At 52.8% G+C, this 13529-nt stretch carries 11 protein-coding genes; 5 read left to right on the forward strand and 6 right to left on the reverse strand.

Translation table 11 applies throughout. The annotated features are described in order from the left end of the window. Nucleotides 1–15 precede the first annotated feature (15 nt). Nucleotides 16–807: a DNA-binding transcriptional regulator KdgR gene (gene kdgR / locus HV107_RS25540; protein ID WP_182061473.1), complete on the reverse strand. Its 792-nt coding sequence runs from the start codon at nucleotides 805–807 to the stop codon at nucleotides 16–18. Nucleotides 808–985: 178 nt separating this feature from the next. Here kdgR and HV107_RS25545 point away from each other — a divergent pair, with 178 nt between their 5' ends. Beyond that, nucleotides 986–2359, forward strand: coding sequence for an MFS transporter (locus tag HV107_RS25545; protein WP_182061474.1), 1374 nt, complete (start codon nucleotides 986–988; stop codon nucleotides 2357–2359). A gap of 49 nt (nucleotides 2360–2408) precedes the next feature. Here the strand turns inward: HV107_RS25545 and htpX are convergent, their stop codons facing one another. From htpX to HV107_RS25565, 4 genes are all read right to left on the reverse strand, one after another. Next, nucleotides 2409–3290 (reverse strand): protease HtpX, encoded by an 882-nt coding sequence (gene htpX, locus HV107_RS25550; protein WP_182061475.1) that lies wholly within the window; start codon nucleotides 3288–3290, stop codon nucleotides 2409–2411. A 193-nt stretch (nucleotides 3291–3483) separates the two neighbouring features. Beyond that, nucleotides 3484–5532, reverse strand: coding sequence for a carboxy terminal-processing peptidase (gene prc, locus HV107_RS25555; protein WP_182061476.1), 2049 nt, complete (start codon nucleotides 5530–5532; stop codon nucleotides 3484–3486). 19 nt (nucleotides 5533–5551) lie between these two features. Next, the gene (gene proQ / locus HV107_RS25560; RefSeq protein WP_182061477.1) at nucleotides 5552–6241 is read right to left on the reverse strand and encodes an RNA chaperone ProQ; all 690 of its coding nucleotides are present in this window, start codon (nucleotides 6239–6241) and stop codon (nucleotides 5552–5554) included. A 96-nt stretch (nucleotides 6242–6337) separates the two neighbouring features. Beyond that, nucleotides 6338–6835 carry a GAF domain-containing protein gene (locus HV107_RS25565; RefSeq protein WP_182061478.1) on the reverse strand — a complete coding sequence of 166 codons (498 nt, stop codon included), beginning with the start codon at nucleotides 6833–6835 and terminating at the stop codon, nucleotides 6338–6340. Nucleotides 6836–6967: 132 nt separating this feature from the next. On the opposite strand from HV107_RS25565, the gene yebS reads away from it, so the two are divergent. From yebS to HV107_RS25585, 4 genes are all read left to right on the forward strand, one after another. Beyond that, complete coding sequence (yebS, locus tag HV107_RS25570) at nucleotides 6968–8251, forward strand: membrane integrity lipid transport subunit YebS (protein ID WP_182061479.1); 1284 nt, start codon at nucleotides 6968–6970, stop codon at nucleotides 8249–8251. Continuing rightward, nucleotides 8220–10853 (forward strand): PqiB family protein, encoded by a 2634-nt coding sequence (locus tag HV107_RS25575; protein ID WP_182061480.1) that lies wholly within the window; start codon nucleotides 8220–8222, stop codon nucleotides 10851–10853. The genes yebS and HV107_RS25575 overlap by 32 nt, the downstream gene beginning before the upstream one ends. 76 nt (nucleotides 10854–10929) lie before the next feature. Next, nucleotides 10930–12372, forward strand: a complete 1443-nt coding sequence (gene rsmF / locus HV107_RS25580) for a 16S rRNA (cytosine(1407)-C(5))-methyltransferase RsmF (protein WP_182061481.1) — start codon at nucleotides 10930–10932, stop codon at nucleotides 12370–12372. A gap of 105 nt (nucleotides 12373–12477) precedes the next feature. Continuing rightward, nucleotides 12478–12717, forward strand: a complete 240-nt coding sequence (locus HV107_RS25585) for a YebV family protein (RefSeq protein WP_014070670.1) — start codon at nucleotides 12478–12480, stop codon at nucleotides 12715–12717. Nucleotides 12718–12755: 38 nt separating this feature from the next. Here HV107_RS25585 and pphA read toward each other — a convergent pair whose 3' ends face one another. Continuing rightward, nucleotides 12756–13400, reverse strand: coding sequence for a protein-serine/threonine phosphatase (gene pphA, locus HV107_RS25590; RefSeq protein ID WP_182061482.1), 645 nt, complete (start codon nucleotides 13398–13400; stop codon nucleotides 12756–12758). Between the last annotated feature and the right edge of the window lie 129 nt (nucleotides 13401–13529).

Genomic DNA, 13529 nt, shown 5'->3' on the forward strand with positions numbered 1-13529 from the left:
TTATCTTAGCCTGGATTAAAACGGATACTCGTTATAACCCATCTGCTCGGAGATTTTACGCGCAGCGGTATGCAGCATCGCTACATACTCGTGCAGACGTTCCTCAGAGAAACGCAGTGTCGGGAATGAAATACTCAGGCCGGCAATCACCACCCCGAAGCGATCAAACACCGGCACACCGATGCAACGCAAACCTTCTTCCTGCTCTTCGTTATCTTCGCCGTAACCCTGCTCGCGAACCTTATCGAGAACCGTTAACAGCTCATCAGTGCTGGTGATGGTTCGCTCGGTGCTGCGTTTATATTCCACGCCATCGAGGATCTGGGTCACTTCTTCACGATCGCGCCAGGCCAGCAGCACTTTACCGATTGCAGTACTGTACAGCGGGTTACGACGGCCAATGCGCGAATACATGCGCAGGTTGTACATGGAGTCAATTTTGTGGATGTAAACAATGCTGTCTTCATCCAGCGCCCCCAGGTGAACCGTCTCTTTGGTTAAACGAGATAATTCACGCATCTGGATATCGGCGCTGCGAATCAGATCGACGTTCTGGAGCGCGCGGGCGCCCAGTTCGAACAGTTTCAGCGTCAGAGAATATTTTTCAGATTCGCCTTCCTGCGCGACATACCCTAAAGACTTCATGGTTTGCAAAAAGCGATAAACGGTGCTTTTCGACATCATCACACGCTGCGACAACTCTGTAATACCAATTTCACGCTCTTCTCCGAGCGCCTGTAAGATGCCAAACACCTTCAGCACGGAAGAAACAGAATCTGGCTGCTTATCCAAATCTGCGATTGCCATTTATCACCTCATGGAGAGTGTTTTATAAAAATCAGAACCGGTTTTTATTATAAATTCCTGTCATGATACCTGCAATCAATCCCTGTTTACTTCGTTACAAATCTGCGACATAAAACGGAATTAACAATGCTAAAATAGTTACTCTGAGAATAATTTCACGTTGAGCTTTTTATTCCCCATGGAAAAAATTCCTTCTGATGGACTGCCTTTACCCCAGCGGTACGGCGCCATTGCCACCATTATTATCGGTATTTCGATGGCTGTCCTTGACGGTGCAATTGCTAACGTTGCCCTGCCAACCATCGCCAGCGACCTTCATGCCTCACCCGCCAGTTCCATCTGGATTGTGAATGCGTACCAGATAGCAATCGTGGTTTCTCTTCTTTCGCTCTCTTTCCTCGGTGATATGTTTGGCTATCGCCGGGTCTATCAGTGCGGTCTGGTGGTCTTTACGCTCACCTCACTTTTCTGTGCCCTGTCGGATTCCCTGCATACACTTACTCTCGCCCGTATCGCCCAGGGATTTGGCGGCGCGGCATTGATGAGCGTGAATACGGCCCTGATACGCCTTATCTACCCGCAGCGCCATCTGGGACGCGGCATGGGGATAAACTCCTTTATTGTCGCGGTGTCCTCGGCGGCCGGGCCAACCATTGCCGCTGCAATCCTCTCCGTTGCATCGTGGCAGTGGCTTTTTGCCATCAACGTGCCTCTTGGCATCATTGCTATCGTCTTTGCCCTGCGCTACCTCCCGGCAAATGGCCCGAAAAACACCATGCCGCGATTCGATTTACCCAGTGCGGTGATGAATGCGCTGACCTTCGGTCTGCTGATCACCGCCCTGAGTGGATTTGCTCAAGGTCAGTCCATCACCTTAATCGCCGCAGAAATTGCCGCGATGCTGGTCATCGGCTTCTTCTTTGTTCGCCGCCAGTTGTCCTTGCCTGTGCCCCTGCTGCCGGTTGATTTGTTACGCATTCCACTGTTTTCACTCTCTATTGGTACGTCAATCTGTTCATTCTGCGCGCAGATGCTGGCGCTGGTATCTCTGCCCTTCTTCTTACAGAGCGTGATTGGCCGTACTGAGGTTGAAACGGGGCTGTTGTTAACCCCGTGGCCGCTGGCCACGATGGTGATGGCACCGTTGGCAGGTTATTTGATTGAGCGGGTTCATGCCGGGCTGTTGGGTGCACTCGGTCTGGTGGTGATGGCAACAGGGCTATTCGCTCTGGCATTGCTCCCCTCCTCGCCCTCTGACCTGGATATTATCTGGCGAATGATCCTCTGCGGCGCCGGGTTTGGTCTGTTCCAGTCACCGAACAACCACACCATTATCACTTCCGCCCCGCGCCATCGCAGCGGTGGTGCCAGCGGAATGCTGGGTACGGCACGGTTACTTGGGCAAAGTACCGGGGCCGCGCTGGTCGCTCTGATGTTTAACCTCGCCGGTCAGAATGGCACACACGTGGCGCTGTTTACCGCCGGGACACTCGCTACCATTGCCGCAATTATCAGCGGGCTTCGCGTCACTCAGCCCGGCGTTCAGGCATAAAAAAAGCCGGGCGGAGTGGCTCCTGCCCGGCTCTTCATCACAAACTGCGTTACTTCAGGTATTCCCCACTACGCAGCGCTTCGATACGTTTATCCAGCGGTGGGTGAGACATAAACAGCTCACTCAGCGATTTAGATTTACCGTTGATGCAGAATGCCATCATGCTGGTTGCTTCCTGCGGCTCGTAGCTGGTTTTCAGACGCTGCAATGCGGCAATCATCTTTTCACGCCCTACCAGTTTCGCAGAGCCCGCATCCGCATGGAATTCACGGTGACGAGAGAACCACATGGTAATGATGCTTGCGAGAATACCAAACACCAGTTCCAGTACTATCGACACAGCGAGATAGATCAGCGGGTTACCGTTGCTCTCTTCACCCTCGTCACGGTTTCCGCTCATAAAACCAGCGGCAATCTGCGCCAGGATACGCGAAATAAAGATAACAAAGGTGTTCACCACACCCTGAATCAGGGTCATGGTCACCATGTCACCGTTGGCAATATGGCTAATCTCGTGAGCGATAACCGCTTCGGCTTCGTCACGGCTCATGTTCTGTAACAGACCGGTACTGACCGCAACCAGTGACGCATCGCGACGCGCACCCGTGGCGAACGCATTGATGTCCGGTGCATGGTAAATGGCGACCTGCGGCATGGCGATACCCGCCTGTTGCGACTGCTGAGCAACAGTGTTCATCAGCCACCGTTCCATATCGTTACGTGGCTGCTCAATGACCTCACCACCCACAGATTTCAGTGCCATCCACTTCGACATCAGCAGAGAAACGAAGGAACCACCAAAACCAAACAGCAGCGCCATAATCAAAAGACCCTGAACGCTGCTCGACTGAATTCCTGTCAGGCTTAGCACGAGCCCGAATACCACCATAACCGCCAGGTTGGTGAGCAGGAAGAGCGCGATTCGCATCATAATTTTCTTTTAACCTCAGTTTAACAAAACGCACTATGCGATTACCCACATCGTATGGGTATTGCGTCTATTTTCAAGGATTCGACGGGCGTAAGTCACCAGAAAGACACAACTTTACACAATTGAAAAGCTGATTGACGGGAGGATGCAGAACTAAAAAGAACAGGCACAATTACTTGTGCCTGTCTGGGGGTTATTTTGCCGGTGCAGGCTGCACGGCTGGCTTGTCTTTTTCAAGATTCGCCAGGTCGAGAGCGATATGCACCGTCTCGTCCAGATACGGATCTGGCTCCTGGTAATCTTTAGGCAGATCGTCCAGTTTTTTCAGCAGCGGTTTGCCTTCACGTTTGAAGCGATCGTTGATACGCGCCAGACGGGTTGCATCATCTTCCGTGTTCTCTTTCTCACGCTGTGCGTAATTCAGAGAAGCAATGTTCCGTTTATCTTTCATGGCATTGAAACGCGCAATGTCTTTCATGATGTACTGGAACTCAGGATCTTTTGCGATGCGATCGTTATGATCTTTCAGCAGTTCAGGACCAAACTGGGTCATGTCACCAGATTTCACATATGTCGCGGCGTTGATGCTATCCCACGGCAGTGCGTTATCTTCAAACTTCTCACCGGTTTCTGTCTCTTCCGTGCCCGTAGGCATCATGATATCCGGCGTTACGCCTTTACGCTGCGTACTGCCGCCATTCACACGATAGAACTTCTGAATGGTGTACTGTACGGAACCCAGCGCTGGCCATTCAGGGCGCAGCATCTGATCGTAAATACGGTTCAGAGAACGGTATTGCTGAACAGTACCTTTACCGAAGGTTGGCTCACCCACAATCAGCGCACGGCCATAATCCTGCATTGCAGCCGCAAAGATCTCAGAAGCTGAAGCACTGAAGCGATCGACCAACACCACCAGCGGGCCCTTGTAATAAACCACACCATCGGTATCAGAGTCTTCACGCACTTTACCGTTATTATCGCGTACCTGAACCACCGGACCAGACGGAATGAACAACCCGGAAAGTGAGACGGCTTCGGTCAATGCACCACCACCGTTGCTACGCAGATCGATGATAATGCTGCTGACGTTTTGCTTTTCCAGTTTCTGCAACTGCACTTTTACGTTATCCGTCAGGCCAACGTAGAAGCCAGGAATATCCAGAACACCGACCTTCTCTTTACCCACGGTTTTGACCGACATTTTCACCGCGCGGTCTTCCAGACGGATACGTTCGCGGGTCAAGGTAACGATACGGGTTTTGGTGCCTTTACCGGCAGGCAGGACTTCCAGGCGAACCTTGCTGCCTTTTGGTCCTTTGATCAGCGCGACAACATCATCCAGACGCCAACCGATAACATCAACCATGCTCTGCCCGGTCTGGCCGACACCGACAATACGATCGCCAACGCTAATCGCTTTGCTTTTGGATGCAGGGCCACCCGCCACCATGGAGTTGATGACCGTGTAATCATCGTCCATTTGCAGCACCGCACCAATACCTTCCAGAGACAGGCTCATTTCAGTATTGAATTGTTCGGTATTACGCGGGGAAAGGTAGTTGGTATGCGGATCGATTTCGTGGGCAAACGCGGTCATTGCCAGCGAGAACACATCTTCACTGTTGGTTTGCGCCAGACGACGAATGGCCGATTTATAACGACGCGTCAGCGTGTCACGGATCTCTTTTTCGTCTTTGCCGGCGAGCTTAAGGCTCAGCTCGTCATATTTTACCTTTCCGTCCCACAACGCATTCAGCTCGGCTTCATCTTTCGGCCAGGGAGATTTGCTGCGATCCAGATTAAAGGTGTCATTTCCGGTGAAGTCCATCGGACGTTCCAGCACTTTCAGCGCGTACTGGTAACGTTCAAAACGGCGCTTCTGTGCCAGATTATACAGGTCGTAGAACAGATCCAGCTTACCGGAGCGCAGTTCATCACCCACGTCGGCCTTACGTTTTGCGAACTGTTCAACATCGCTGGCCAACAGCACGTTATGGCTGTAGTCCAGCAAGTTTAAATAGCGGTCGAAGATTTTGGCCGAAAAGGCCTGATCGAGATCGAACTGACGATAATGCGAACGAGTAAAGCGTGACGTCACACGCTCACTCACCGTCGCGTGCTGAGTCTCTTCCTTTAAAACCGGAATTTGATCAACACGCGTAATATCGTCCACTGCGAAAGCGTGACCTGTTATAGCAAACAGGCCCGCCAGCGCGGTGAGCTTAAAAAAAGTGTTCATGCCAGGCTTGGCCTCCGTTTCAGAACAACAAGTGTTCTGCGCGTACAATCATTGACATACCAGAAGTCAGCTGTACCCGAACGCCATCTTTGGTGATTTCCAGTACGGTGGCGTCCATAGCATTGTTACCCGCTTTGACCTTCAGCGACTGACCCACGCTCAGTGCGTTGATGTCAGAAACTGGGGTGTGGCGCGGCTCTTCACGAGGCGCACGCGGGGCTTTCGCTGCTGCTGGTTTGTCGGTACGCGGTTTACGATCGTTATTCTCATTGCGACGTGGGGCAGGACGCGGTTTGCGCTCACGACGAGGCGCTTCTTCCTGACCGTTTGCCGCTGCGGCTTCGCGTTTTTTCGCTTGCTGCTCAGCACGTTGTGCCTGAACACGGGCTTTCGCTTCTTCCAGCTGCTTACGAGCGTGCTCTACGTGCTGTTCGTCCAGCTCACCGCAAGGGTTGCCGTCGAGATCGACACGCGTCGCGCCCGCTTTGATACCGTACAGGTAACGCCAGCTCGAAGTATAAAGACGTAAGGCAGAACGCAGCTGAGTTTTGCTGAGATTCATCTCACCTTCAACGCGTGCTACCAAATCCTGAAAAATACCGACTTTCAGGGGACGAGCTTCACCTTCAGCGCTAAAGCACTGTGGGAAACGCTCGGCCAGAAATGCGATAACTTCTTTACTGCTATTCAACTTAGGTTGATTTTCCATGAAATTTCCTGATTACAACGGACGTTGCCAACAAGCGCAGGCATGAACAGGCGACATTATAATGACGCCATCAGTAAATGCTACGTTATCCGTTGATTATCCTGCGACGCTCGCAAAGAATTTTTGATAATCGGTGGCTGCTAATACTTTTTCAAGATGAGCGACCAGCTCGCGAAGCCCCTGCTCATCTTCAGTTGTGAAGCGGCTGAAGACCGTACTGTCGATGTCCAGAACGCCAATAATCTGATCATTCACCACCAGCGGAAGAACGATTTCAGAATTACTGGCCGCATCACATGCAATATGTCCGTCAAAGGCGTGGACGTCTTCTACACGCTGAACCTGGTTTGTCGCAACTGCAGTGCCACATACGCCACGACCTACAGGAATACGCACACAGGCGATTTTCCCCTGGAATGGCCCAAGCACCAGCGTCTTATCTTCAAGAAGATAAAAACCGGCCCAGTTAACGCCGGAAAGACGTTCAAACAGTAACGCACTTGTATTTGCCAGAGTGGCTAAAAAGCTGGTTTCACCTGCCATTAATGCCTGGAAGTCGCGGTTGAGATCCGCGTAGAATTCTGTTTTGTTCATTATACAATCACTTGGTTGTCTTACAAAATCACCGCATAGCCTATTAAAATAAGCATTAAATGCGTTCATGCTCAAGATGAATCAGTTCATGAGTTAATATAACCTTCAACAATACTTATCTGTGCGCGACTGATGGCTCTAAAAACACCCAAAATTACGCCGGCAAAAAAGATAACAGTCCATGCGGTAAGCGATGCGCTGCCTCGTGCACATTATCAGCGTTGTCCTCAGTGCGATACGCTTTTTACGTTGCCGAAGATGAAATCGCACCAAAGTGCATTTTGTCCCCGCTGCGACGCAAAAATCCGCAGTGGTCGCGACTGGTCGTTAACCCGGCTCGCGGCGATGGCGGTGACCATGCTGATGCTGATGCCTTTCGCCTGGAGCGAACCGCTGCTCAAGCTCTATCTGCTTGGCGTTCGCATTGATGCCAACGTGTTGCAAGGTATCTGGCAAATGACCCGTCAGGGCGACCCGTTGACGGCAGCGATGGTGCTGTTTTGTACCGTTGGCGCGCCGCTGGTATTGGTTGCGTCCATTGCCTACCTGTGGTTCGGCAACATTCTGGGGATGAACCTGCGCCCTGTGCTGCTGATGCTGGAAAAGCTCAAAGAGTGGGTAATGCTCGATATCTACCTGGTCGGCGTTGGCGTTGCTTCTATTAAGGTACAGGACTATGCATTTTTGCAGCCAGGCATTGGCCTGGTGGCGTTTCTCTCACTGGTGTTGCTCAGTATTCTGACGCTCATCCATCTCAATGTGGAACAACTCTGGGAGCGGTTTTATCCCCAGCGACCTGCCACGCGCCCCGATAACAACCTACGCGTGTGTCTGGGCTGCCACTATACCGGCTTGCCCGACGCCCGTGATCGCTGCAAACGCTGCCATATCCCGTTAAGATTACGCCGCAACAACAGCCTGCAAAAATGCTGGGCGGCACTGATTGCTTCGGTGGTGTTACTGATACCTGCGAACATGCTTCCAATTTCAATCATTTATGTTAACGGAGGTCGACAGGAAGATACTATCCTCTCGGGTATTATCTCGCTGGGTCACAGCAACGTTGCCGTGGCCTCCATTGTATTCATCGCCAGTATTCTGGTGCCATTTACCAAAGTTGTGGTGATGTTTACGCTGCTTATCAGCATTCACTTTAAATGTGAGCAAGGATTACGCACGCGCGTCCTTCTCCTGCGGCTCGTCACCTGGATTGGTCGCTGGTCGATGTTGGATCTGTTTGTGATTTCGTTGATGATGTCGCTCATCAATCGCGATCAGTTACTTGCTTTTACAATGGGACCCGCAGCTTTTTACTTCGGCTCTGCGGTGATATTGACTATTCTTGCAGTGGAATGGCTGGATAGCCGCTTACTTTGGGATGCACATGAGTCAGGAAACGCCCGCTTCGCCGACTGAAGCGAGAATTAAAACAAAACGCCGCATTTCGCCATTCTGGTTGCTGCCGGTCATCGCGCTGATGATTGCAGGCTGGCTCGTCTGGACGAGCTATCAAGATCGCGGTAATACCATCACCATTGATTTCCAGTCCGCGGACGGCATTGTCGCCGGACGAACCCCTGTTCGCTTCCAGGGTGTGGAAGTGGGTACGGTTCAGGATATTACGCTGGGAAAAAGCCTGAATAAGATTCAGGTTCGCGCCAGTATTAAATCCGATATGCAGGACGCCCTGCGCAGTGAAACACAGTTCTGGCTGGTTACGCCAAAAGCCTCGCTGGCTGGCGTATCGGGCCTGGATGCGCTCGTGGGCGGGAACTACATCGGCATGATGCCCGGTAAAGGCGAACCCCAGGATCACTTCACCGCCCTGGATACCCAACCCAAATACCGTCTCAACAACGGTGATTTGATGATTCACCTGCAATCCCCGGATTTGGGCTCACTGAACAGCGGTTCACTGGTCTATTTCCGTAAAATCCCTGTCGGGCGTGTCTATGACTACACCATCAACCCCAACAAACAAGGGGTGACTATTGACGTCCTGATCGAACGCCGTTTCACCAATCTGGTCAAAAAAGGCAGCCGTTTCTGGAATGTTTCTGGCGTGGACGCAGACCTGAGCCTGAGCGGCGCCAAAGTGAGACTTGAGAGTCTGGCGGCCCTTGTCAATGGTGCCATCGCGTTCGACTCCCCGGACAATTCCAGCGCAGCAACAGCAGACGATACCTTCGGGCTATACGCCGACCTTGCCCACAGCCAGCGTGGCGTTATCATAAAACTGGCTCTGCCAGATGCCAAAGGTCTGAAAGCAGGTTCCACGCCGCTGATGTATCAGGGCTTACAGGTGGGGCAGCTCACCAAAATGACGCTCAATCCTGGCGGCTCGGTCACCGGAGAGATGACTGTCGACCCTGGCGTGGTCGACCTCTTGCGTGAAAAAACGCGCATTGAAATGCGTAATCCGAAGTTATCCCTGAGCGATGCGAACATCAGTAGTCTGTTGACCGGCAGCACCTTTGAACTGATACCCGGTGACGGCGAGCCAGTCAGCAGTTTTGTTATCGCCCCGGCAGATAAATCACTGCTGCAACAGCCCGGCGTTATCACCGTGACGCTGAATGCCCCGGAAAGTTACGGTATCGAAGCGGGTCAGCCGCTGATCTTGCACGGTGTCCAGGTCGGCCAGGTGCTGGAGCGTAAACTGACAGAACAGGGAGTGACCTTCTCTGTTGCCGTCGAGCCGCAGTATCGTGACCTGCTGCATGGCGACAGCAAATTTGTGGTTAACAGCCGTGTTGATGTGAAGGTCGGTCTGGATGGCGTGGAGTTTCTTGGCGCCAGCGCCAGCGAATGGGTCAACGGGGGTATTCGTATTCTACCGGGCGATAAAGGCCCGCTGCGCGACAATTATCCGCTGTATGCCAATCTCGACAAGGCGATTGAAAACAGCCTGAGTGATTTACCCACAACCACACTGACGCTCAACGCCGAAACCCTGCCTGATGTCCAGGCCGGCTCGGTGGTGCTTTACCGTAAGTTCGAAGTGGGTGAAGTGATCACCGTACGTCCGCGTGCCGATGCCTTTGATATCGAATTGCATATCAAACCGGAATACCGCCATCTGCTGACCCCGAATAGCGTCTTCTGGGCAGAAGGTGGCGCGAAAGTGCAGCTCAATGGCAGCGGTTTAACCGTTCAGGCCTCCCCGCTCTCCCGGGCCCTGCGCGGGGCGATCAGCTTCGACAACCTCAGCGGTGCAGGTGCGAACCTGCGTAAAGGCGATAAACGTATTCTCTTCCCGTCAGAGACGGCAGCACGCGCGGTCGGCGGGCAGATAACGCTTCATGCATTTGATGCGGGCAAGCTGGCGGAAGGAATGCCTATTCGCTATCTGGGTATCGACATCGGGCAGATCCAGAAGTTAACGCTTATCACCGCGCGTAACGAAGTGCAGGCAACTGCCGTGCTGTACCCGGAGTATGTGCAGACCTTCGCCAGAACGGGCAGCCGTTTTTCGGTGGTCACACCGCAAATTTCTGCCGCGGGTGTTGAGCATCTGGATACCATCCTGCAACCGTACATCAACGTCGAACCCGGTCGTGGCAACGCGCGTCGCGATTTTGAGCTCCAGGAAGCCACCATTACCGATTCCCGTTATCTTGACGGCCTGAGCATTGTGGTCGAAGTGCCGGAAGCAGGTTCCCTGAACATCGGGACACCGGTGCTGTTCCGCGGCATCGAAGTCGGGACCGTCACCGGCCTGACGCTCGGGACATTGTCTGACCGCGTGATGGTTGCCCTCAGGATCAGTGAACGCTACCAGCATCTGGTGCGGAATAACTCGGTATTCTGGCTGGCATCCGGTTATTCGCTGGACTTTGGTCTGACAGGGGGCGTGGTGAAAACCGGGACCTTCAACCAGTTCATCCGCGGTGGTATTGCCTTCGCCACACCGCCGGGCACACCGCTTGCGCCAAAAGCGCAGCCGGATAAACACTTCCTGCTGCTGGAAAGCGAACCAAAAGAGTGGCGTGAGTGGGGAACCGCGTTACCGCGTTAATCTCAGGGCTCCGGTGTCAACGCGCCGGAGCCTTTATGTTACACTGCGCACCTGAATTATTCCCTGTGGTGTGCCCGTGGCTCAAAACTCCGTATTTCTTCCTGAACAATTCCTGGCGCAAATGCGCGAGGCGCTTCCTTCTCATCTTTCGTTTGACGATTTTATTGCGGCCTGCCAGCGTCCGTTACGCCGCAGCATCCGCGTCAATACGTTGAAAATCAGCGTGACCGATTTTCTGACGCTGGTGTCGCCCTACAACTGGCAGCTGACGCCCGTCCCCTGGTGTGAAGAAGGTTTTTGGATTGAGCGTGATGACGAAGAAGCCCTGCCGCTGGGCAGCACCGCCGAACACCTGAGCGGGCTGTTTTATATTCAGGAAGCCAGCTCAATGCTGCCGGTTGCTGCGTTGTTCGCCGACGGCAATACGCCGGACCGGGTTATGGATGTCGCCGCCGCGCCCGGTTCAAAAACCACACAGATTGCCGCACGCATGGGTAACCATGGGGCAATACTCGCGAACGAATTCTCCGCCAGTCGCGTTAAGGTACTGCACGCCAATATTAGCCGCTGCGGAATCCACAACGTTGCCCTTACGCACTTTGATGGCCGCGTGTTTGGCGCGGCATTACCTGAAGCTTTCGATGCCATTTTGCTGGATGCGCCCTGCTCAGGTGAAGGTGTGGTACGTAAAGATCCCGATGCGCTTAAGAACTGGTCCGTTGAAAGTAATCTGGATATCGCCGCCACGCAGCGTGAACTTATCGACAGCGCATTCCATGCATTGCGCCCCGGCGGCACGCTGGTCTACTCCACTTGCACATTAAACCGCGACGAGAACGAAGACGTCTGCCTGTGGCTCAAGGCGCAATACCCGGATGCTGTCGAATTTCTGCCGCTTGGCGAGCTGTTTTCTTCGGCAAAAGAGGCACTGACGCCTGAAGGCTTCCTGCATGTTTTCCCGCAGATTTACGATTGCGAAGGGTTCTTTGTCGCCCGACTGCGTAAAATCTGCGCAATCGCACCACTGCCCGCCCCGAAATTCAAAGTCGGTAATTTCCCCTTCACGCCGTTAAAAGGACGTGAAGCGGCACACACCGAAGAGGCTGCACGTAAGGCCGGGATTTCCTGGGATGAGAGCCTGCGCCTCTGGATGCGTGACAAAGAGATTTGGCTTTTCCCGGTCAATATTGAGCCGCTGATCGGCAAAGTTCGTTTTTCGCGCATTGGTATTCGCCTCGCAGAGGTGCATAACAAAGGGTATCGCTGGCAACATGAAGCGGTCATTGCGCTTGCCGGTGAGGCAAATACCTTCGCCCTGACTCATCAGGAAGCCGAAGAGTGGTATCGCGGCCGGGATGTTTACCCTGAAAATACGCCTGCGTCTGACGAAGTGGTCGTCACCCATCAGGGATACCCGATAGGGCTGGCGAAGAAGGTGGGCTCGCGCCTGAAAAACAGCTACCCGCGTGAACTGGTGCGCGATGGCCGCCTGTTTACCGGTCATGATCGCACCGCCTGAAAAAAGCGCACTTTTTTACTGGCGATTTTGCTCCCCCTGGCTACTCTAAAATCTGGGTGACCTACTGGTCATACCAGATTTTTAGCTTAAACCCCGGAGAGCATTATGACGAAAACCAGCGTGCGTATTGGCGCTTTTGAAATCGACGATGCAGAATTGCGCGGCGAAACACAAGGCGACCGAACGTTAAGTATTCCCTGCAAATCCGACCCGGATTTATGTATGCAATTGGATGCCTGGGATGCCGATATCAGCATTCCTGCCATTCTTGATGGCGAACACTCTGTTCTTTACCGTGAGCACTACGATCGTAATTCCGATGCCTGGGTCATGCGGCTTGTCTGACCTAAAGAGAACCCGCCCGAAGGCGGGTTATTTATGCGTTACTGTAGCTGCGCCAGTGTAAAATACCCGTCAAAGACTGCGCCGGTATCGATATAGTGCAGGTTATTAAAATCATAGCGTTTATCGAGGGGCGTATGCCCAAACCAGAAGTGATCCGCGCCGCTAATCCCCTGCCCTTTACCCGCCATAAAACCCATTAAGCGGTTACGGTCCCATAAGACCCGCTGCGCGCTAACGGGCTTGTTCCAGGCATACTCCTCTGATGGATAATCTGCATGAGCAATCACATTGAGGCCGTTTGCACAGGTGATTTCAATAATAAGTGGTAATGTTCGACACTCCTCAAGCAACGCCAGGGCTCGTTTTTGCTGCCCGCTCTCAAGCCTGGCAAACCATATGCCGCCATTTATCGTCCAGAGTGCGAAATCATTATCATGAAGGCTGTCCAGGGCCATTTGCTCATGATTACCCCGAACCGCACGAAACCACTTTTCATGCATCAGTGCGAGGCAACTAACACTGTCTGGCCCACGGTCGATGAGATCCCCAACCGAGATAAGCAGATCCTCATAAGGATTAAAATGCCGGCGTTTGAGTTCGTCCATAAGCCATTGATAGCAGCCATGTATATCGCTGACCACCCAGACATGACGCCACTGTGAACCATCGATTCGTTGATACATAACCCCTCCTCAAAGGAGTATAGCCGCAACGTAAAAGACCATACGGAGCCGCTCTGTGATGCACCTTTTCATAATGCTAAACAAACAGTAAACTAAGGATAAATAAATCTCTCACCAGTATTAATTCAC

The organism is Enterobacter sp. RHBSTW-00175 (genome assembly GCF_013927005.1).
GTDB lineage: Bacteria > Pseudomonadota > Gammaproteobacteria > Enterobacterales > Enterobacteriaceae > Enterobacter.